Annotated in this window: 17 protein-coding genes and 1 tRNA gene; 7 read left to right on the top strand and 11 right to left on the bottom strand. The window is 62.4% G+C overall.

Annotation, left to right across the window (positions count from 1 at the left end; genetic code table 11):
• The first annotated feature begins 102 nt into the window (after positions 1-102).
• Positions 103-1617, top strand: coding sequence for an aldehyde dehydrogenase (NADP(+)) (locus AC0IPL_RS16250; RefSeq protein ID WP_474275668.1), 1515 nt, complete (start codon positions 103-105; stop codon positions 1615-1617).
• 97 nt (positions 1618-1714) lie between these two features.
• Here the strand turns inward: AC0IPL_RS16250 and AC0IPL_RS16245 are convergent, their stop codons facing one another.
• Positions 1715-2287 (bottom strand): TetR/AcrR family transcriptional regulator, encoded by a 573-nt coding sequence (locus AC0IPL_RS16245; RefSeq protein ID WP_474275666.1) that lies wholly within the window; start codon positions 2285-2287, stop codon positions 1715-1717.
• A gap of 104 nt (positions 2288-2391) precedes the next feature.
• Between AC0IPL_RS16245 and AC0IPL_RS16240 the strand changes: the two genes are divergently transcribed.
• Complete coding sequence (locus AC0IPL_RS16240; protein WP_474275664.1) at positions 2392-2958, top strand: carboxymuconolactone decarboxylase family protein; 567 nt, start codon at positions 2392-2394, stop codon at positions 2956-2958.
• Between the two features lie 766 nt (positions 2959-3724).
• Here the strand turns inward: AC0IPL_RS16240 and AC0IPL_RS16235 are convergent.
• From AC0IPL_RS16235 to AC0IPL_RS16195, 9 genes are all read right to left on the bottom strand, one after another.
• Positions 3725-3799, bottom strand: a tRNA-Gln gene (locus tag AC0IPL_RS16235).
• 1070 nt (positions 3800-4869) lie between these two features.
• The gene (locus AC0IPL_RS16230) at positions 4870-6015 is read right to left on the bottom strand and encodes a M56 family metallopeptidase (RefSeq protein WP_474275662.1); all 1146 of its coding nucleotides are present in this window, start codon (positions 6013-6015) and stop codon (positions 4870-4872) included.
• Positions 6005-6400 (bottom strand): BlaI/MecI/CopY family transcriptional regulator, encoded by a 396-nt coding sequence (locus AC0IPL_RS16225; RefSeq protein WP_474275660.1) that lies wholly within the window; start codon positions 6398-6400, stop codon positions 6005-6007. Before AC0IPL_RS16225 ends, AC0IPL_RS16230 begins: the two co-directional genes overlap by 11 nt.
• 323 nt (positions 6401-6723) lie before the next feature.
• Positions 6724-7002: a DUF2160 domain-containing protein gene (locus AC0IPL_RS16220; RefSeq protein WP_474275658.1), complete on the bottom strand. Its 279-nt coding sequence runs from the start codon at positions 7000-7002 to the stop codon at positions 6724-6726.
• Entirely contained in the window at positions 7002-7799 is a 798-nt protein-coding gene (locus AC0IPL_RS16215; RefSeq protein WP_474275656.1) for a carbohydrate ABC transporter permease, read from the bottom strand. Before AC0IPL_RS16215 ends, AC0IPL_RS16220 begins: the two co-directional genes overlap by 1 nt.
• A gap of 11 nt (positions 7800-7810) precedes the next feature.
• On the bottom strand, positions 7811-8674 hold the full coding sequence (locus tag AC0IPL_RS16210; RefSeq protein WP_474275654.1) for a carbohydrate ABC transporter permease: 864 nt from the start codon (positions 8672-8674) through the stop codon (positions 7811-7813).
• Positions 8674-9768, bottom strand: a complete 1095-nt coding sequence (locus AC0IPL_RS16205; protein WP_474275652.1) for an ABC transporter ATP-binding protein — start codon at positions 9766-9768, stop codon at positions 8674-8676. The genes AC0IPL_RS16210 and AC0IPL_RS16205 overlap by 1 nt, the downstream gene beginning before the upstream one ends.
• A gap of 7 nt (positions 9769-9775) precedes the next feature.
• Positions 9776-10840 (bottom strand): ABC transporter ATP-binding protein, encoded by a 1065-nt coding sequence (locus AC0IPL_RS16200; protein ID WP_474275650.1) that lies wholly within the window; start codon positions 10838-10840, stop codon positions 9776-9778.
• A gap of 162 nt (positions 10841-11002) precedes the next feature.
• Positions 11003-12736 carry an ABC transporter substrate-binding protein gene (locus AC0IPL_RS16195; protein WP_474275648.1) on the bottom strand — a complete coding sequence of 578 codons (1734 nt, stop codon included), beginning with the start codon at positions 12734-12736 and terminating at the stop codon, positions 11003-11005.
• Positions 12737-13013: 277 nt separating this feature from the next.
• Between AC0IPL_RS16195 and AC0IPL_RS16190 the strand changes: the two genes are divergently transcribed.
• Together AC0IPL_RS16190 and AC0IPL_RS16185 are read left to right on the top strand one after the other, a co-directional pair.
• Positions 13014-14141 carry a THUMP domain-containing class I SAM-dependent RNA methyltransferase gene (locus tag AC0IPL_RS16190; protein WP_474275646.1) on the top strand — a complete coding sequence of 376 codons (1128 nt, stop codon included), beginning with the start codon at positions 13014-13016 and terminating at the stop codon, positions 14139-14141.
• A 382-nt stretch (positions 14142-14523) separates the two neighbouring features.
• The gene (locus AC0IPL_RS16185) at positions 14524-15339 is read left to right on the top strand and encodes a TIGR03084 family metal-binding protein (RefSeq protein ID WP_474275644.1); all 816 of its coding nucleotides are present in this window, start codon (positions 14524-14526) and stop codon (positions 15337-15339) included.
• 39 nt (positions 15340-15378) lie between these two features.
• Here the strand turns inward: AC0IPL_RS16185 and AC0IPL_RS16180 are convergent, their stop codons facing one another.
• Positions 15379-16215: a 2-dehydro-3-deoxygalactonokinase gene (locus tag AC0IPL_RS16180; protein ID WP_474275642.1), complete on the bottom strand. Its 837-nt coding sequence runs from the start codon at positions 16213-16215 to the stop codon at positions 15379-15381.
• A gap of 317 nt (positions 16216-16532) precedes the next feature.
• Between AC0IPL_RS16180 and AC0IPL_RS16175 the strand changes: the two genes are divergently transcribed.
• From AC0IPL_RS16175 to AC0IPL_RS16165, 3 genes are all read left to right on the top strand, one after another.
• On the top strand, positions 16533-17552 hold the full coding sequence (locus AC0IPL_RS16175) for an AraC family transcriptional regulator (protein ID WP_474275640.1): 1020 nt from the start codon (positions 16533-16535) through the stop codon (positions 17550-17552).
• A gap of 458 nt (positions 17553-18010) precedes the next feature.
• Positions 18011-18718, top strand: coding sequence for a sugar transferase (locus AC0IPL_RS16170; RefSeq protein ID WP_474275638.1), 708 nt, complete (start codon positions 18011-18013; stop codon positions 18716-18718).
• Positions 18719-18851: 133 nt separating this feature from the next.
• Positions 18852-19838, top strand: a complete 987-nt coding sequence (locus AC0IPL_RS16165) for a P-loop NTPase family protein (RefSeq protein ID WP_474275635.1) — start codon at positions 18852-18854, stop codon at positions 19836-19838.
• Positions 19839-19886 lie beyond the last annotated feature (48 nt).

Raw genomic sequence — 19886 nt, 5'->3', positions numbered from 1 at the left:
TCCGGGCGACCAGCGAAAGGGGGGTTGCGGCGGCGTTATGATTGGATACAATATCCACGAACTGCGAAACTCACCCTTGCTGCGCACGAAAGTGAACCCGACATGACCTTTACCCCTCACGGCAAACACCTGATCGCAGGCACTTGGATTGCAGGTGCCGAGACGTTCCAATCCAGCCCGGCACATGGGCCCGGCCACAGCTTCTCCGTCGGCCGCGTCGCGGATGTCGAGGCCGCCGCCCAGGCCGCCGAAGACGCGTTCTGGAGCTATGGCTATTCTTCCCGTCAGACCCGCGCGAACTTTCTGAACGCTATCGCGGATGAGATCGAAGCCCGCGCAGAGGCGATCACGGAGATCGGCAGCCAGGAAACCGGCCTGCCTGAGGCCCGCTTGCAGGGCGAGCGTGGCCGCACCACCGGGCAGTTGCGGATGTTTGCCGCGCATATCCTGGACGGTGATTACCTTGACCGTCGCCACGACGAGGCACTGCCAGACCGCCAGCCGCTGCCGCGCCCGGATCTGAAAATGGTGCAACGCCCCATCGGGCCGGTTGCCGTCTTCGGCGCCTCAAATTTCCCGCTGGCCTTCTCCACCGCCGGGGGCGACACAGCCGCAGCGCTGGCCGCCGGTTGCCCGGTGGTTGTCAAAGGCCATTCGGCGCACCCCGGAACCGGGGAAATCGTGGCTGAGGCGGTTCTTGCGGCCGCTGAGAAATGCGGCGTGCATCCGGGTGTGTTCAGCCTGATCCAGGGCGGTAACCGCCAGGTCGGCTCGGCGCTGGTTCAGCACCCGCTGATCAAGGCGGTGGGCTTTACCGGCTCGCTGGCTGGTGGCCGCGCCCTGTTTGACCTCTGCGCTGCGCGCCCGGAGCCGATCCCCTTCTTCGGTGAACTTGGCTCCGTCAACCCGATGTTCATCCTGGACGCGGCGTTGACCGCCCGCGGCGAGGATATCGGCAAGGGCTGGGCGGCATCGCTCAGCATGGGGGCGGGCCAGTTCTGCACCAATCCGGGCATTGCCGTTGTCACCTCCGGCACGCAGGCAGACGCCTTCGCGGCCGCGGCCCGTGAGGCCTTGGCGGAAACCGGTGCGCAGACAATGCTGACCGATGGCATTGCCGACGCCTATCGCAGCGGCCAGCGTCGGGTTGCGGCCACGGACGGCGTGCAGGAGCTACTGACATCAACCTGCGATCTGCGGGATGCGACCCCGTATCTGTACCAGACCAATGCCGAGAACTGGCTGGCGAACGAGGTGCTGGCCGAGGAAGTGTTTGGCCCGCTGGGCATCATCGTCGTGGCCGAGAGCGCTGACGACATGCGGGCCATCGCGCTGAGCCTTCAGGGCCAGTTGACCTGCACCCTGCATATGGATGATGGCGACATGGAGGCCGCCCAGGCGCTGATGCCTATCCTGGAGCGCAAAGCTGGCCGGGTGCTGGCCAACGGGTTCCCAACCGGGGTCGAAGTCTGCGACAGCATGGTTCACGGTGGCCCTTACCCGGCATCGACCAACTTTGGCGCAACCTCCGTTGGCAGCCTGTCGATCCGTCGTTTCCTGCGCCCGGTCTGCTATCAGAACCTGCCTGCGGCGCTGGTGCCTGATCTCGACGGCTGAGCCCCGAGCCAATCTTGATGCGGCCTTCTGGTCGTCCAACGTGTGGCGGGCCTTCGGGCCCGCTTCTTCTTGTTGGCCCCAGCCATTTCTGGCCCCGTCATAGACGGGCCAGGCTGTCTGCAATCTCTTGTGCGATTGCCTCGGCATCGACCCCCTCGCGCTCGGCTGAGACCCGCAACCCCAGAAGATCGGACTGATAGCGCCGCGCCAGTGTTTCCGGATTGTGGTGAGAGGCGATCTCGCCGATGTCCTGCGCCGCCTGAAACAGCTCCTGGAACTGCCGCTCCATCCCCAGAAGATGCCGGTTCGCCCTGGCCGCCAGCGGGTGATTGTGAGCGTGAAGCTCCAGCAGCGTCTTTGACAGCATGCAGGCCTTGGTCGGCGCTTCGCTGTTGCTGATCGCGAGGGTCGGGAAGGCCTGTAGCGCCCGCAGCGGGCCAGACTGCTCAGCCAGTGACCTCAGACGTGCGGCCCCATCCTCGGCGTATCTGTCCAGAGCGAGTTCGAACAAGGCGTCTTTGGAGCCGAAGGCCGCATAGAAACTGCCGGGTTTCATCTGCAGGCAGGCCTCCAGATCCTTGAGTGACGTACCCGCCCAGCCGCGGCGCCAGAACAGATTGCGGGCGCGTTCGATCAGGTCGTTGCGGTCGTAGTTTGGCTTGCGCGGCATGGGATCACGAGATGTTGTTGAACGATTGCTCAAATATACTGTTGAGTGATCGCTCAATAAAGGCTAAATCTGCCGTGATGACAATTTAGACAAGGGCTGAACCGATGACATTTCCCTCCCACGACCATGAAACCGCTCCCGAAGCCTCCAAGCCGCTGCTGGAGCAGTCGCAAAAAGCATTTGGCCGTTTGCCGGGCCTGCACAAGGTTCTGGCAGAAAGCCCGCAGGCCTATGAGGGCTATCAAGTGCTGCACAAGCTGTTCACGGAAACCGATTTCGACGCCGAGGAGCTGACGGTGGTCTGGCAGTCAATCAATGTTGAACACGCGTGCCACTACTGTGTGCCGGCCCATACCGGCATTGCAAAAATGATGAAGGTCTCTGACGAGATCACGCAGGCCCTGCGTAACGAAACACCGTTGCCGTCTGACAAGCTGGAGGCGCTGCGGACGTTCACCGTGCAGATGGTGCGCGAGCGCGGCAACGTGTCCGACGCGCAGATGAAAGCGTTTTTCGATGCAGGTTATGGGCATCGCGCTGTTCTCGACGTAATTCTGGGGCTGGCTCAGAAAACCATGTCGAACTACGTAAACCACGTGGCCGAGACACCGGTGGATGAGGTCTTCCAACCGCTGGCGTGGCAGCGCGGCGACACACCGTTGGAGGTCTAAGACCCTCGGCGCCGCGGGTGACACCGCGGCGCCCTTTCTGCGCGCGTCTGAGTGCTCCGCTGCTGGATGTCTCGCCCAACGGAAACGGTTCTCGGTTCAGGCGGGCCGTGAATCTGCATGCATCTTTGGCTGCCCCATTCGATGCCAGGGGCTTCTGAGTTTATGATCGGATACGGTCGTGTTTCAGGCCTCTCAATTGCAGCTATCACATGCTGCGGGCCGGTAGGTGATGCGTGGGTCGAAGGCCTTGTCAAAATGAGAGCTCGGGCCCGTTGCATGCCGCAGGCTTTCGGCCCTGACGCCTGATCGCTTGGCGGGTACCCATCCCAGAACCGGTCGTAGAGCTCAGCGACTTCGGAGTGGTCTTACCAGCGGTGGACGTCGATCTGGCGGGAGTGCCAAGGGGGCGCAATGTCTCCCATGCTTCCCTTTCTTCTTAATCTGGGATGAAAGGAAGGGCGAACCCAGGCTCTCAACCCGCCGCCTTCTATTCATTACTTATAACTAATCCCCAGCACCTTGGCGTCTCCCTGAGAAGAAGGAAGAGGGGCGGGAAGAGAGTGTAGCGGTGGGGAGGCGAAGCCTGACCCTGGTTCCGGAAGAGGCCGCACCCAAGCACAACCCTCATGGCTCTGCTTGGAGGGGCAATCAGCCCGCCAGCCCGCTCAGGCGGTGCCAGAACCGCCCAAACCAATTGGGGCAAAAACTGGGGCACTTCGGGGCCTCGTCGGCGTCCGGGCTTCTTTATTGTTTGTCAGGAGGCCGATGGCTGGGGTGGTAGGATTCGAACCTACGATACACGGTACCAAAAACCGCTGCCTTACCACTTGGCTACACCCCATCGGTGAGGCGCTGTCTAAAGTTTGTTTCGGGGGGGTGCAAGGGGGTTATTGAAAAAAATGTACATCTTTTTGCCGCGGCAGCATCAACGCGGTGGAAGCGGCTTTCGGCGCGCGGCTGGAGCTGCGTTGCGATGGGAAGAGACGCGTCTTTACAGCGGGTTGCTTTGCTTTCCTCGGCAAGACCGCCGGTCCTTCCGCAGTAGATAGGGGGAGGGCTGTTGAGGTTGCAGAAGCACTGGCTGAGCAGTTCGAAATTTTCTCAGGTCTGGCGGCGCTGCCTCGCGGTCAGCCCGCGAGGGAGAGACACATACGGCGCTGTCGGCGGGCCGTTTTTCAATGACGTGCATTTTGTCATCGGCGGACCCCATGGGCGGGGACAGTGTTGCGCCGCGGTCGGAGCTTCCGGAATTCATGGCATGCCGGACGGCAAGTTATGCGGCACACCGATCGCGAGTGGCTGGCAGCTGCGGATGACGATGGATATCCGCAGCGCTCCGCGCAACGGCCGCCTTTTGCGGGCTCTCCGGCAACGCATGGCGCCCTAGGCTGGTATGCGAAGGGATCAAATGGTGTACGATGGCGAGGGTGCGGACAGTTGCATCTGTCTAGAGGCCGCTGGCACTGACAATGACGTCGAATACTGTCATGATCAAACCGCCGAGAACCATGGCTTCGATCGCGGTTCTATAGGTCGATTTACCCACGTTTAAGGGGGCTGAACCAGAACGCATCAAGGTGGCATTACCATCACCAAAACGATCCACGCCACCACTCGGAAGCTGGATGATGCCTACGCTGTCGATGCCTTCTTCTTCCCGGTTTGGTGCACGCCGAGGTCCTCGCATACTCGTACAGTGCATGAATGGGCCTTTCTGAACCTGCAAGCTGTCAGAAAGACGGCTCTCAGCCGCCCTGCGGGAATCGGGCACCCGCCAAAGCGAACAAGGGACCGGATGGCCTAGAACTGCTGGACATACCGCATTGCACTCAGCTGTTGGGTATCTGCGTCAAATGCGCGAGGCAACGGATGGACCCGTTGGCGGATGCCGGGGAATGGCTGGGAGAGTATCTAGCGGCTTGTGGCGACAGCAAAGCCGCCGTTCAATGCCCGCACGGCGACTTCTGGCGGGTTGCTGCGGCTGGCCATGCGTTCCAGGTTGACGATGGTCGACAGCATCAGCCGGTCGTGGCTCCAGTCGCCCGGTCGCTGCAGCAACATGGCCGTTGTGAGCACGAACGCGGCCATTGCGGCGGACACCAGCGCCCAGCCAAAGGCGTCGGGACGCTGCGGCTGGCGGGCGGTGACCGCGATGATGCGCCGTTGCAACGATGCACCGCGCCGGGTTTCGCGTCGGTCGACCAGGGCCACCGCCGGGCTGCGGCGGGTGAACAACGCCGGCCCTCGTGCGGCCTTGGCGCAGGCGCGGATCAGACATTCGCAATACGCACGGACGTCGAACTGCGGCCGCGCCATCAGCGCCTGATCGCAGGCAAACTCACGCAGCAACCGCACCTCGCGCCGCCACAAGTAAAAGGCGGGGTTCCAGAACAACAGCGGCCGCAAAAGCTCCAGCAGGAACTCACACTCGATATCGCGTTGCCGAAAATGCTGAAGCTCATGTGCGATGGTCAGTCGCAGATCGCGCGGCTCGTTCAGCAAGGCCGCCGGAAGCACCACGTAGCGGTGCCGCAGTCCACGGGTCGAATAGGCCACCCTGTTGCTGTCGGAAATCAGCAGCCTTACCCGTCCGAGCCTCTTCCAGGTGAAAGCATCCGCGAGGTTCCGGTGCAGCCGAAACACCGAGGTCGCCACATGCAACAGGCAGGTCAGCGCGCCTGCCGCCAAGCCAAGGACGGCAATCCGGGCCCAAAGCGGTTGCAGGCTGGTAAGGTCTCGGACCAGGTCTTCGCGCAGGCCCAGCAGGCTTTCGACCTCTCCGGCGCTGATGCGGAGGTTGCCTTGCAGATACTGCGAGACCATCAGGTCCGAAAAATTGGGCGGATGCGGCAGGACAAAGGTGGTGAAGGCGAGGATCAGGAACGGGGAGCTGGCCAGCAACACGGTCATTCCGTTCAACAGCCGCAGCTGCGGTCGATAGGCACGCGCCAGTCTGCTGCGGGCCAGCAGCCTTCGCGCGGCCAGCCATAGAAGTGTGCCTGCCAGCAGCAGGATGTTCAGGTCAATATAGGCATTCAGCAGAACATCAGTTCGCATTGTCCCCCAGCCTTTCCTCCAACAGCGCCCGCATCTCCTCAAGCATTTCGTCGGTCACATCCTCGTCATCGACCAGCCGCGCGACGAGGGCCGCGGGCGCACCGTTGAAGAGCTTGCTCGAAAGGTTCTTCAGAGATGTTTTCTGATACTCTGCCTTGGGAACGGCGGGGCGGTAGACGAGAGAGCGTTCTTTGCGCTCACTGCTGAGAAAGCCCTTTTGCTCCATGATCTTCAGAACGGTCGCCACCGAAGTATAGGCGCGTTCCTGGACCTTGTTCAGCTCCGCCAGGATGTCCCGCACGGTGCCGCCGCCCATGTCCCAGACAACCGTCATGAATTCCAGCTCGACTTCTGTCAGCAGGGAATTTTGGTGTTTCTTGCGCATCTGGGGAGCGGTCCGGTCCATTTTTTCAGCTTCAGGTCATGTTAGGGAAAGGGGAGAGGGTTGCAAACTATTTTCTTAGCAGACGCGCGGCAGCGGTGTTTGTTGGGTCTAATTGTGCGCTGCCGCGCGCCGGTTTTCTTTGGGGCGGCAACCTGCCGACCCCCGCTGGCGGTGCACCGGCCGGCCATGGGGGGCGGTGGGCTGAGATGGCCCTGAGGGGCAGGTTTGCCCTCAGGGCCGATGGCAATGATGCGAAGGTTGGCGCGTCAAGGGCAAGCCGCCTGCGGCGGGGCCTATGGCCCCCTTGACCCGTGGGGCGGTGTTCAGACCTTCCAGAAGCAGAACACGCCCCAGGCGATCGACAGGCCCATGGGCCACCACAGCGGCATCCCCACCAGGCCCAGCCAGGCCAGGAAGATATAGGAGGTGCCGAGCAGGCTGATGAACAGCCGGTCGCCGCGGGTTGTGGTGAGGCCCAGCACGCCCTTGCGTGCCGCGCCGCCGGGGTGACGGATCTCTGCCACGATCAGAATTCCAATGGCGGTGAAGATTCCTATAAAGACCAGCGCCGTGGGCCAGGTCCAGGCCATCCATGAAAGCATCACACCCTCCCCATCGCGAAACCCTTCGCGATGTAGTTGCGGACAAACCAGATCACGATGGCGCCCGGAATGATTGTCAGAGTTCCCGCTGCCGCCAGCAGACCCAGTTCATAACCCGCGCTGGAGGCGGTCTTGGTCATCGTCGCGGCGATGGGTTTTGCGGCGACGGCCGTCAGCGTCTTGGCCAACAGCAGCTCCACCCAGGAGAACATGAAGCAGAAGAAAGCGGCCACGCCGACGCCAGCCTTGATCGACGGGATGAAGATCGTCGCAAAGAAGCGCGGGAAGGAATAGCCGTCGACAAAGGCGGTCTCGTCCAGCTCCTTGGGAATACCACCCATGAAGCCTTCGAGAATCCAGACCGCCAGCGGAATGTTGAACAGGCAATGCGCCAGCGCCACGGCCAGATGGGTGTCAAACAGCTCCACTGCCGAATAGAGTTGGAAGAACGGCAGGGCAAACACCGCGGCAGGCGCCATCCGGTTGGTCAGCAGCCAGAAGAACAGCTGCTTGTCGCCCAGAAAGCGGTAGCGGCTGAAGGCATAGGCCGCCGGCAGCGCCACGGCGATGGAGATCACCGTGTTGATCGACACGTAAAGGATCGAGTTGATGTAGCCCCAGTACCAGCTGGGATCGGTGAAGATGGTGGCGTAATTCTCCAGCGTGAAGGTCTGCGGGAACAAGGAGAAGCCCGACAGGATTTCGTTGGTGGTCTTGAAGCTCATTGCCATCAGCCAGTAGATCGGCAGCATGAGGAACAGGATATAGACGATGGGGACGATGGATCGTTTCTGCATGTGCCCCTCCCTTAGTTCTGATCGTCCTTGGTCATCAGCGTGTAGAACAGCCAAGAGACCAGGAGCGTGATTGCAAAATAGATGAGCGACATGGCAGCGGCAGGACCAAGGTCAAACTGGCCGAGCGCGATTTTCACCAGGTCGATCGACAACAGCGTGGTGGAGTTGCCGGGGCCACCACCGGTCAGCACGAACGGCTCGGTGTAGATGTTGAAGCTGTCCATGAACCGCAACAGGATGGCGATAGTCAGCACCGTCTTCATCTTCGGCAGCTGGATGAAGCGGAACACGGCCCAGTTGGACGCGCCATCGATCTTGGCCGCCTGATAATAGGCGTCCGGGATCGACACGAGGCCAGCGTAGGACAGGAGCACCACCAGCGAGGTCCAGTGCCACACATCCATGGTGATGATGGTCACCCAGGCCGCGACCGGATCCTGCGTCATGTCATAGTTGATGCCCAGAACGTGGTTCAGGAAATAGCCCAGGAGACCGATGTCGGGCAGGGTGAAGATGTTCCACATCGCGCCAACCACGTTCCACGGGATCAGCATCGGCAGCGCCATCAGCACCAGGCACACCGGCACCCAGAAGCCCTTGCGCGGCATCGACAGCGCAATGGCAATGCCCAGCGGCACCTCGATGATCAGGATCAGGAAGGTGAACAGGAACTGGCGGCCAAGTGCGGCATGAAAGCGGTCAGAGCGCAGGATCTGCTGGAACCAGTCCAGGCCTTGCCAGAAAAACACGTTGTCGCCGAAGGTTTCCTGCACTGAGTAGTTGACCACCGTCATCATCGGGATCAGCGCGTTGAAGGCGACCAGCGCCAACACCGGCAGGACAAAGAACCAGGCTTTTTGGTTTTCCGTTTTCATCACGCCGCTCCTTGTTGGTCTGTCGCGGGGGCGGTGGCTAGCCAGCCGTCCACGTAAAGCCGTGTCATGTCCTGGCGGAAGGCCAGATGTACAGCGCTGCCCTTTGCGGGCGCTTCGCCTTCGGTCACCGCGTTGATGCGCTGGCCGTCGGCCTCGCATTCCACCACCGTATGGCGACCGATGTCCGACACCTTGGTCACAGTGGCGGGCAGGCCGTGGTTGGTCAGGGCCACGAACTCCGGGCGGACGCCGATCTCGGTCTGGCCGTTGGCGGCCCCCTGTATGGGACCTTCCAGCGGGATCGCCTGGCCTGCGAACATGGCGGCACCTTGCTGCACCGTGCAGGGCAGGATGTTCATCCCCGGCGAGCCGATGAAATGGCCCACAAAGGTATGCGCGGGGCGTTCGAACAGCTCGACAGGCGTGCCGATCTGCACCACTTCACCCAGCTGCATCACCACCACTTGGTCGGCAAAGGTCAGCGCCTCGGTCTGGTCATGGGTGACGTAGATCATCGTCGCTTTCACCCGCTGGTGCAGCTCCTTCAGCTTGCTGCGCAGCTTCCACTTCAGATGCGGGTCGATCACGGTGAGCGGTTCGTCGAACATCACCACGTTCACATCCTCGCGCACCAGGCCGCGGCCCATGGAGATCTTCTGCTTGTTGTCGGGTGACAATCCGGCCGCCTTCTGATCCAGCATGCCGGTCACCTCGAGCATCTCCGCAATCGCCATCACCCGGGCATGCACCGTGGCCTCATCCCGGCCGCGGTTGCGCAGCGGAAAAGCCAGATTGTCGTAGACCGACATGGTGTCGTAGATCACCGGGAACTGGAATACCTGCGCGATATTGCGCTGATCCGGGGGCAGGGTTGTCACATCACGGTCATCGAACAGGATCTGCCCCTCGGAGGGGACCAGCAACCCGGAGATGATGTTCAAAAGGGTGGATTTGCCACAGCCTGACGGGCCAAGCAGCGCATAGGCGCCGCCATCGTTCCAGTCGAGGTCGATTTCCTTCAGCGCGTAATCCGAGTCGGATTTTGGCGCGGAAAGATAGCTGTGGCGCAGTTTTGAGAGAGTTATTTTAGCCATTGTTGCCTCACGCCGCGCGGCTGCCGTCAGGGGCAAAGAAATAGGCCTGCGCGGGGTCCATGTAGAAATCGTGCAGCTCACCGACGCGGTAGGGGTGGACGCCGTGGGCCAGTGACACCCAGCTGCCTGTGCCCATGTCGAAATGGGCGGAGCTTTCTGAGCCGGAGAGTTCGGTCACCTGCACCTGGCCGGACAACTGCACGCGGTTGCCGTCCTTGGCGACGGGCAGAACGTGATGCGGGCGAATCGCGATGGTGTAGGTCCCGTCCGCCAGCCCCGCTGCCGCGGCGGGCAGATCAAAGGTGACGCCAGCGCCCATGCGGGCGGTGCGGCCCTGCTTGGTAATCTCGGCGGTGTTGATCGGCGGATCGGAGAACACCCGCGCCGCGTCCACGTTGCCGGGGTTGCGGTAGATCTCGGCGGTGGGGCCGAACTGGGTGACGCGGCCGTCCGCCATCAGCGCGGTCTTGCCGCCCAGCAGCAGCGCCTCTTCGGGTTCCGAGGTGGCATAGACCACCACCGCGCCGCGGCCGGCAAACAGCTCCGGCAATTGGTCGCGCAGCTCCTCGCGCAGCTTATAGTCGAGGTTGGCAAGCGGTTCGTCCAGGAACACCGCGCGGCTTTCCTTGGCGATGGCGCGGGCCAGCGCACAACGCTGCTGCTGACCGCCCGACAGCTCATGCGGGCGGCGGTGCAGCATCGGTTTCAGCTGCAGGATCGCGGCGGCTTCCTCGACCCGGTCTTCGATTTCGGACTTGGCCATGCCCGCCACCTTCAGGGGCGAGGCGATGTTGTCGTAGACCGTCATATGCGGGTAGTTGATGAAGAACTGATGCACCAGGCTGATGTTGCGCTTCTGGGTGCTGAGACGGCTGACATCTTTGCCATCCATCAGCACCTGTCCGCTGGCCATCGGGTCGAGCCCGGCCATCAGTTTGATAAGAGAAGTCTTTCCTGAGCCGGTTGCGCCCAGGAGGACATTGAAATGCCCCGGTTCCAGCAGCAGCGAGGTTTCCTTGATGTGCTGAATGGCTCCGACGCGTTTGGTCACGTCCTTGAGTTCGAGTGCCATCTTGCTTTGACTTTCCGGCAGGCGGCCTGTTTCGCGCGCGGCAGAGCGGGCGCGCTGTCTTTGATGCGGGGAGAGGTGAGACTGCGGCAGCGGGGAGTGACGCCGCAACCTGGGGAGAGGACTGGCCGGGCGCAGAGCGCCGGCCAGTCCCAAAGTCAGCCTTTACTGGGTTTCCCAGCGGGCCACCAGCTCGTCATAGTTGACGGTCTGGCCCTGCGGCTTTTCGTTTTCCAGCTTGGGCTTGGCGCCGCCATTGGCGTACCACCATTCCGCGTCCTTTTCTTCGTTCAGACGCGGGCCGCAGCCACCGTAGACATTCGCCTGCTCGTCTGCGCGCTGCATACGGGCCATGGTGATGTCCATTTCTTCGGCCAGACGGTCCATCGCTTCCTGCGGCGTGAAGGCGCCGGAGTTCACGTCACCGATCTGTTGCCACCAGATCTGCGCCAGCTTCGGATAGTCAGGCACGTTGACGCCGGTCGGCGACCATGCGGTGCGATCGGGGGAGCGGTAGAATTCCACCAGACCACCGAGCTTCGGTGCGCGCTCGGTGAAGCTCTCGTGGTTCACCGAAGAATCGCGGATGAAGGTCAGGCCAACGTGGCTTTTCTTCACGTCCACGGTCTTGGACACCACGAACTGGGCATAGAGCCAGGCCGCCTGGGCACGATCCAGCGGGGTGGAGTTGAGGAAGGTCCAGGACCCCACATCCTGATAGCCGACTTTCTGGCCTTCTTCCCAGTAGGGGCCGTGCGGGCTGGGCGCCATCCGCCACAGCGGGGTGCCGCTGTCGTCGACGGTGTTGTTGCCTTCCGACTTCGGCTTCACCATGTCGGCGGTAAAGGCGGTGTACCAGAAGATCTGCTGGGCCACGTTGCCCTGTGCCAGTGCCGGCAGCGACTGGTAAAAGTCATAGGACGCCGCACCCGGAGGCGCATATTTGCGCAGCCATTCGTCCCACTTGCGGATCGCATAGACCGCGGCCGGGCCGTTGGCAGCACCGCCGCGGGTGACGCTGGCGCCTGCCGGGTTGCAGGAGCCTTCCTCCATGCGGATGCCCCATTCGTCGATCGGCACGCCGTTTGGCTCACCCTTGGAGCCGGCACCGGCCATCGACAGCCAGGCATCGGTCATCCGCCAGCCAAGGTCAGGCGCGCGCTTGCCGTAATCCATGTGGCCATAGATCTCGACGCCGTCGATTTCCTTGACGTCCTCGGAGAAGAACTCAGCGATGTCCTCATACGCGGACCAGTTGACCGGCACACCCAGATCATAGCCGTATTTTTCCTTGAAGGCGGCTTGCAGGTCTTCGCGGTCGAACCAGTCCTTGCGGAACCAATAGAGGTTCGCAAACTGCTGGTCAGGCAGCTGGTAGAGATCGCCATCGGGACCGGTGGTGAACTGGGTGCCCATGAAGTCGTCAAGGTCGAGACCGGGGTTGGTCACGTCCTTGAAGTCGCCTTCCATCATGTCGGACAGGTTGTACGCCAGTTGCAGGCGCGAATGGGTGCCGATCAGATCGGAATCATTGACGTATGCGTCATAGAGATTCCGCTTGGTCTGCATTTGCGTCTGCACCGCCTGGACGACCTCGCCCTCGCCCAGGATCTGGTGATTCACCTTGATTCCAGTGATCTCCTCGAAGGCTTTTGTCAGAACCTCCGATTCATAGCTGTGCGTGGGGATGCCCTCGGACAGCACATTGATTTCCATGCCTTTATAAGGCTCGGCTGCCTTGATGAACCACTGCATTTCTGCCAGCTGTTCATCCTTGGTCAGCACCGAAGGCTGGAATTCTTCATCAATCCATTTTTTGGCCGCCATTTCATCGGCATAGCCAATCGATCCCGCAACCACCGCGCAAACGGCTGCTGCGGACAAAAGATACTTGCGCATCTTTTCCTCCCTGAAAGTCACTTAAAGCCAGTTGTGCATTGGCTGCACCTGACAGTTACAGAGCTTTCATAACTGACAAGTTCTTGTCAAACTAATTTTTTAGTAACATCCAAGTGGCTGATATTGAATGATAATTTTGACAGATTGTACATGCTGCAAAGCAGCTGATCCATGCCGCATTGCAGCGTATCCGGTGGTGACGCAACGGCAGCCACCGCCCGCTGCGCGGAGGCAGAAAACAGTCGCCGCGCCGCGGCTTTGCAGCTAAGCAGGCGACATGAACAACACTGATACTTTTGAAATTTTTCTGACCGCCGCACCGGGATTGGAGCAGGGCCTGCTGGCCGAGGCCAAGGAACTGGGCTTTGCTGCGCCGAAGGCGGTGCCCGGCGGGGTGACGGTGCAGGGCGGCTGGGCCGAGGTCTGGCGCGCCAATCTTGCAATGCGCGGCGCCGCGCGGGTGCTGGCGCGAATCGGCGAGTTCCGCGCCTTTCACCTGGCCCAGCTGGACAAGCGGGCGCGCAAATTTCCCTGGGGCGACGTGTTGCGCCCGGATGTGCCGCTGCGGGTGGAGGTTGCGACCAATCGCAAGTCCAAGATCTACCACGCAGGCGCTGCGGCGCAGCGGGTCGAAAAGGCGATCGCCGAGACTTTGGGCGCGCCAATCACCAAGGAGGCGGCGGAGGCGGCGGTGACCGTGAAGCTGCGGATTGAGGACAACCTGTGTGTCTTCAGCGTCGACACCTCAGGCGAGGGGTTGCACAAACGCGGCCACAAATTCGCCGTCGGCAAGGCGCCGATGCGCGAAAATCTGGCGGCGCTGTTCCTGCGTGAATGCGGTTTTAATGGCAGTGAACCCGTGGTCGACCCGATGTGCGGCTCCGGCACCTTTGTGATCGAGGCGGCGGAGATCGCCTCCGGCTTGTTGCCGGGCCGCAGCCGTCGTTTTGCGTTTGAACAGCTTGCCAGTTTCAACGCCCAAATTTGGGACGAGATGAAACGGCAAGACACCGCACGACCTGTGGATTTTCTCTTTCACGGTTCCGACCGGAATGCGGGCGCTGTCGAGATGGCCACGGCCAATGCGGACCGCACTGGCGTGGCGGCGTGCACCCGGTTTGCACAGGCTGCAATCAGCGACCTGCAACGGCCCGAGGGCCCGCCGGGGCTGGTGATTGTCAACCCGCCATACGGCGCGCGAATTGGCAACAAGAAGCTGCTGTTTGCCCTATATGCGGCCTTGGGGCAGGTCCTGAAAGACCGGTTCTCGGGGTGGCGGGTCGGGATCGTCACCTCCGAAACCGCATTGGCCAAAGCCACCAACCTGCCGTTCCTGCCCTTTGGCGCGCCGGTGGCGCATGGTGGGCTTAAGATTCGCCTGTTCAAGACTGATCCGCTGCCCTAAGCGCCCGGGGCGCTTCTCAGCCCTGCACAATGCAGAGAGGGGCACCTGCGGGCGTGGGGCCGTCGTCAGCGCCGGTCTGTCTGGGCTGCAGGGGAGCAGGTCTGCCAATTGGCGCCGTACCAGTTGCTCCGCCCGTCGCCCCTAACGCCGCCATTGGCGTAGGTGTCGCAGCTGCTGACCGCGGTGCGACAGACCATTTTGCAGGAGACACGACCGCTACTGGGGGTGATCCGCCGATGGATCGGCAATGTCGACGCCGCCCGCTGGGCCTTCCAGACCATGGCCCAGGGGTGAGAGCGCCGACGTTGTGACGTTTGGTCCTGCTTTCCTCAGTGGTTTGGCGGAGGTTAGGCTCCTCATGACAGTCAGCAAAGGATAACCCATGCAGCAGGCCGAGGATTTTCGGGCCGAGAACCGCGCGCTCGCAGCGCTTCTGGTGGATCTGCCGGAGGCGGCCTTTCATGAACCGACCCAGTTCAAGGGTTGGACCATCGACCACGTGTTGGGCCATTTGCACCTGTTCAATGCCGCTGCCGAAGCCGCGTTGCGCGGGGCAGATGCGTTTTCCGCATTTATCGCGCCGGTGCTGCGGGACATGCAGGCGGGCAAGTCCATTCTGGAATGCCAGTTCCCCTGGCTGGACGGGCTGTCGGGGCGGGCGTTGCTCCTGGCCTGGCAAGAGGGGGCAGAGACCTGCGCCGATGCCTTTGCCGCCGCCGATCCAAAGCAGCGTCTGAAGTGGATCGGGCCGGACATGAGCGCGCTTAGCTCAGTCACCGCGCGCCAGATGGAGACATGGGCGCACGGGCAGGAGGTTTTCGACCATCTCGGGGTGGCCCGCTGCGAGAGTGACCGGATCCGCAATATCGCGCATCTGGGTGTGGCCACCTATGGCTGGAGTTTTCGCAATCGCGGTCTCTCGGTTCCTGAGTCAGCACCGCATGTGCAACTGACCGCCCCCTCCGGTGCGATCTGGGACTGGAACCGCCCCGCAGAAGGACAAACTGCGGCCTCTGCGGTGGTAGGAACCGCGGTGGAGTTTGCCCAGGTGACAACGCAGGTGCGCAATCTGGCGGATACCGCGCTCCGGGTCGCGGGGGAGCCGGCGGCTTCCTGGATGGAGATTGCCCAGTGTTTTGCAGGCCCGCCCGAGGATCCGCCGGCACCGGGCACGCGGTTTCGGGCAGTAGCCTCCTGAGGTTGCCTGTAGAAAGGGGCTAACGGGCGCGCCGGTCGTTCAGCGGCTGTCCCAGGCCCGCTTCAGCCCCTCCAGCGTCATCCGGTCGCAATCCGCGAGGGTCACCGGTAGGGCCTGGGCTTCCAGCACGGCCGCATATGGTGCTTGCAGCGTTGGCTCGGCGATCAAAGCCAGATTTTGCCCCAGCCAATAAGGCCGCGCCGCCGCCAGTTCGGCACCGATCAGCAGCCCCCAGAGCTGCCCCAACAAAACGGGTTGGGACGCCTGACCCAAGGCTGCTGCCGCTTGCAGCGAAGCCAGCCGAGCCGCCAGCATTTCCGGCTTTGCCATCCCGTCTGCCGCCGCATCCGTCAGCGCTGCCCGATCCCAGTTCGCAGAAATTTCCAGGCGCAGCGTGGCTGCCAGGCTCTGTGCGAGGGGCAGGCTCATAGCCCCCTGGAAGCTGACCACCTCACGGGCGCTAACATGCACCCAATGGGTAACCGGCCCCGGCAGGCAGACCACACCGTCCCAGTCCGGGTTCAACCGGAGAAACCCATCCAGACGCGGTGTGGCGCCCTGTAGCACGCCAGCAGGCGCGCGCTGGCACAGGCTGGGCAAAGCGTGGACCGCCAGCCCATCCAGATCAGTTTCCATCGGTCGCAATTGTGACGGGGTTGCCGGGATCGCCACGGGGGCCACGGCGGTGGAGCCTGTCAGCAGAACCGGCTGCGGGTTCGCGCCCATCGCCTGCCGCAGGGCCGCGGCCAGGGTGCCGGGCGCGGCATCCGGCAGGGACACCACTTGCGTCTGCGTCGCGTCACCGCCGCTGATGTGCCAGATCTGCAATGTCAGCCCGTCCAGATTGGCGGCAATGTGGCAGCGCGATGCCGTCATGGCGGGTCAGTCTCCTCTGCTTGGGGTGGGCCGCTTATGCCGCTGTTCGCCAGTGCAGGCAAGGGCGTGACCGCCGCCCGAGCAAGCGGCGCTCGGCCCTGTCTGTTGCTGACTTGCCTTGGCCATCTGGCGGGTTACCTGACCCATTGGATAGGGGGGATAGGCCAAAGCGCCCGTGGTTTATCCTGATGTCGGGGCGACCGATCCTGCATTCTGACTGTATTGTCGAAAAATCAATTCAATTGTGGCGCCGAAATAAAGCCGCGACATGGGCCATCTGGGCCTGCCCCGTTCTCCTCGTAGGAGGGTATGATGACATGACCACTCAATCTGTGCTGCAAGATGCCGCTTTCGCGCAACTCGCTGCTCGGCGGCTGCTGGCGCTGGGAATTTCCCCCACTGCGGTGTTCGAGGGGACGGGGTTTGGCCAAGCGCTGCTGGATCAACAGGCGCCCACCGCGCCCACCGGAAGAATCACGAGGTTCTTTGCCCATGCGGAAAAACTGTCCGGCGACGACCTGTTCGGTGTTCATCTGGCACGGTCCTGTGGGCTGAAGGAGGCCGGGTTGTTGGGTTACATGTGCTTGTCCGCGCCTTCCGGGCGGTGCTACTTGCATGGGCTCGCACAATATGCAGCGGTGCTGAGCGACAGCTGGACGCTGAATGCCTCTACCCTGGACAGCGACGGTCGCCTGGCTTGGACCTGCAAGTCAGGCCCGGCCTCACGGGCGCGGCACTACGCCGAGTTCTTGGCGGTGCTGTTTCTCTCCGGCCTGCGGCAAGCCAGCGGAGGTCACGTCCGGCCGACCCAGGTGTGCTTCCCGCATCTGCGCGGCGGCGGCGTGGCAGAGATGGAGGTTGCGCTCGAATGCCCCATTCGATTTGGCGCAAGCGAGGGCTGCGTTCTGTTCCTATCCGGCGACCTGGATTTGCCGTTGGCAGGTACCGACCCGCAGTTGTGGCGGCTGCTGCGGGCCTATGGTGACCTGTTACTGGGCGGCCAGGCGCCTGAGGGTACGAGCCTCGTGGCAAAGGTGGAGGAGGCCATTTCTGCGCGGTTGCCATCAGGCCCGGTTTCGCTGGCGGTGATCGCCGGTGATCTGGGGATGAGTTCGCGCACCCTGTCGCGCAAACTGTCGCAGGCCGGAACCAGTTATTTTGCGGTGTTGGAGAACCTGCGCCAATTGCTGGCGCGTCGCTACTTGAAGGACAGCAATCTGGCGCTGGCCGAAGTTGCCTTCTTGCTGGGGTATTCTGGTCTCAGCAGTTTCAGTGATGCCTTTCGCCGCTGGACGGGACAAAGCCCCGGCACCTTTCGTGCGCAGGATGGACCGTGACTGGGCGGATATGTATGCGCGGTGATTCCCGGCAGCATCTTAATCTGGCTCTGGAAACAGTGCGCTTTACTCCTGTGCAATTGTTTCCGTCGGCGAGGAGCTTTCAGGCTGATTTTGATGAATTTCTGGAGATAGGTCGCAATTTGAAAGAACTTTTGTAAATTTGTTCTAAATGACGTTGGTCGCAGAAAAGCGGCGCTCTCGGCAGCTGCCGGAGGGATGACATGAACGCGGGCGCGTGGGGGCGCGGCCACGTTGGAATACTCAAACCTGAGGTGCCGCTGCCGATCTGCCGATCTGCGGATCTGTGCAAGTGCCAGTAAGAGTGAACGGCTGCTTTCCAATGCAGCGGTCTGGCTGCAATGCGGTCGGAAGTACGGGGGTACGGAATGAGAAATTTGATACCCGTTGGGGCGGGGCCATCATTTGCGCGGCTCGAGTTTCAAGGAGGCAGCCCTGTGGGGGGCGCCGACACGCTGGCTGCGCTGCCGCTGCAGCCTGCCAATATCAACGCGGCCCTGCGCAGTGTCGCAGTGGCGCAGCCGAGCGCGGGACGCGGTGCCTATGCCATTGTCGGCAAACGGGTTCTGGACGTGCTCTTGGTGTTGCTGAGTCTGCCCGTGGTGCTGCCACTGATCGCGGTATGCGCGGTGGCGCTGTGGATCGAAAGCGGTCGACCACTCTATACCCAGCCGCGGCTGGGGCGCGGCGGGCGCAGCTTTCAAATCCTGAAACTGCGCACCATGGTTCGGGATGCCGACCAGTTGCTACAGCACTATCTGCGGACCGATCCGGCCCTGCGGCAGGAATGGGAGCAGACCCAGAAATTGAAGGACGACCCCCGGATCACACCGGTTGGTCGGGTGCTGCGGGCGACCTCGCTGGATGAGCTGCCGCAGCTTTGGAACGTGCTGACTGGAGACATGAGCCTGGTCGGTCCGCGACCGATGATGCCCGACCAGCTGAGCCTTTATGGCAATGCCCACGCCTATTTCGCGCTGCGGCCTGGCATCACCGGGATCTGGCAGGTCTCGGTTCGCAACGAAGCGGGGTTTTCCAGCCGGATGCAGGCGGATACGGAATATCTGAAAAGCCTGACTTTCGGTCGGGATGTGAGCCTCATCTGGCGCACCCTCGGGGTGGTCGTGAAGGGGACGGGATATTAACCTGTCTCTGTTTTGATCCGTGCGTCGGGGTGGTAGCTGCCAGCTGACCCGGTTGCGGCGCTCTTGGATCTGGCGCATGATATTGAGGATTTTGGCTGTCGCCAACGGCCCTTAGGAGAAAGCGGACAACAGCATGAGCGAGCAAGGCTACACACGGTTTCGCCGTCGCCGCGCTCTGGCGGTTGAAGATGGGCCAGGGGACGCCGCGCCAGAGCGGTCGACGCCACGGGACCAGCCAGACAACATATCCTCGCTGGAGTGGGAGACGCCGCGCCAGGAGCTGCCGTACAAGGAACCTTCAATCGCTGCGGTCGAGGCCCCGGACCCCGCTCCGTCTTTTGCGGCAGAGCCGGTCCTGGCTTCGCCGCCGATGCGATTGCCGGAACCTTGGGACCAGATCCGCCAGGTCCAGTTTGCAGGTAGCGGGCGAGAAGCGAGGTCCGAGAGCAACCTGCCGCTGGTCAGCAATCAACGAAACTCGGCAGCGGCCAAGTCTTTTGATCTCCTGCGCACACGACTGTTGCATACGCTGAAAGATCGCGGTTGGCGCCGGGTGGCCGTCACCGCGCCGCTGGCGGGGTGCGGCACCACCTTTTCGGCCGTCAACCTGGCGCTCAGTCTGGCACGTGTTCCGGGCCGCCGCACCATTCTGATGGACATGAACTTTCGCCGCCCCGGCGTGGCTGCGGCCATGGGGCTTGCCGCGCCGACAGCGGCGGCAGGGGCCGGGGTGCAGGGTGGTCTGGCGGACTTCCTGTCCGGCACCACCCGCATGGAGGAACAGCTGGTCCGGCCGCTGCCGTCCCTGGCGGTTGGCGCCAATGATCTGCCCGACCAGAATGCGGCGGAGCTTTTGCATGGCGCCAGCTGTGCTGCGGCGGTGGATGACATGATGCTGCGCAGCGAGGCTGACACGGCGCTCTTTGATTTGCCGCCGGTGCTGGAACACGACGACACGGTTGCGTTCCTGCCGCAGGTGGATGCGGTGCTGCTGATCTCTGATGGAACCGCCACCACCGCGGCGCATCTGGCGGCCTGTGAAAAAATGCTGGCCGGCCACACCCAGCTTCTGGGAGTGGTTCTGAACCGGGCCCGGCGAGCTGAGATGGCACTGGACTGATCCTCGCCATAGTTTCGCCCGGTTGCTGTGGTCCTGTGATCGCAAGGG

Source organism: Leisingera sp. SA32, from assembly GCF_056033425.1.
The sequence above is the reverse complement of the archived record's forward strand: the minus strand, read 5'-3'. Positions and strand labels throughout refer to the sequence as shown.

Excerpts from the sequence above, each read along its gene's own strand:
- AC0IPL_RS16250 (WP_474275668.1), top strand. The coding sequence starts at position 103 with ATGACCTTTACCCCTCACGGCAAACACCTGATCGCAGGCACTTGGATT.
- AC0IPL_RS16245 (WP_474275666.1), bottom strand. The coding sequence starts at position 2,287 with ATGCCGCGCAAGCCAAACTACGACCGCAACGACCTGATCGAACGCGCC.
- AC0IPL_RS16240 (WP_474275664.1), top strand. The coding sequence starts at position 2,392 with ATGACATTTCCCTCCCACGACCATGAAACCGCTCCCGAAGCCTCCAAG.
- AC0IPL_RS16230 (WP_474275662.1), bottom strand. The coding sequence starts at position 6,015 with ATGCGAACTGATGTTCTGCTGAATGCCTATATTGACCTGAACATCCTG.
- AC0IPL_RS16225 (WP_474275660.1), bottom strand. The coding sequence starts at position 6,400 with ATGCGCAAGAAACACCAAAATTCCCTGCTGACAGAAGTCGAGCTGGAA.
- AC0IPL_RS16220 (WP_474275658.1), bottom strand. The coding sequence starts at position 7,002 with ATGCTTTCATGGATGGCCTGGACCTGGCCCACGGCGCTGGTCTTTATA.
- AC0IPL_RS16215 (WP_474275656.1), bottom strand. The coding sequence starts at position 7,799 with ATGCAGAAACGATCCATCGTCCCCATCGTCTATATCCTGTTCCTCATG.
- AC0IPL_RS16210 (WP_474275654.1), bottom strand. The coding sequence starts at position 8,674 with ATGAAAACGGAAAACCAAAAAGCCTGGTTCTTTGTCCTGCCGGTGTTG.
- AC0IPL_RS16205 (WP_474275652.1), bottom strand. The coding sequence starts at position 9,768 with ATGGCTAAAATAACTCTCTCAAAACTGCGCCACAGCTATCTTTCCGCG.
- AC0IPL_RS16200 (WP_474275650.1), bottom strand. The coding sequence starts at position 10,840 with ATGGCACTCGAACTCAAGGACGTGACCAAACGCGTCGGAGCCATTCAG.
- AC0IPL_RS16195 (WP_474275648.1), bottom strand. The coding sequence starts at position 12,736 with ATGCGCAAGTATCTTTTGTCCGCAGCAGCCGTTTGCGCGGTGGTTGCG.
- AC0IPL_RS16190 (WP_474275646.1), top strand. The coding sequence starts at position 13,014 with ATGAACAACACTGATACTTTTGAAATTTTTCTGACCGCCGCACCGGGA.
- AC0IPL_RS16185 (WP_474275644.1), top strand. The coding sequence starts at position 14,524 with ATGCAGCAGGCCGAGGATTTTCGGGCCGAGAACCGCGCGCTCGCAGCG.
- AC0IPL_RS16180 (WP_474275642.1), bottom strand. The coding sequence starts at position 16,215 with ATGACGGCATCGCGCTGCCACATTGCCGCCAATCTGGACGGGCTGACA.
- AC0IPL_RS16175 (WP_474275640.1), top strand. The coding sequence starts at position 16,533 with ATGACCACTCAATCTGTGCTGCAAGATGCCGCTTTCGCGCAACTCGCT.
- AC0IPL_RS16165 (WP_474275635.1), top strand. The coding sequence starts at position 18,852 with ATGAGCGAGCAAGGCTACACACGGTTTCGCCGTCGCCGCGCTCTGGCG.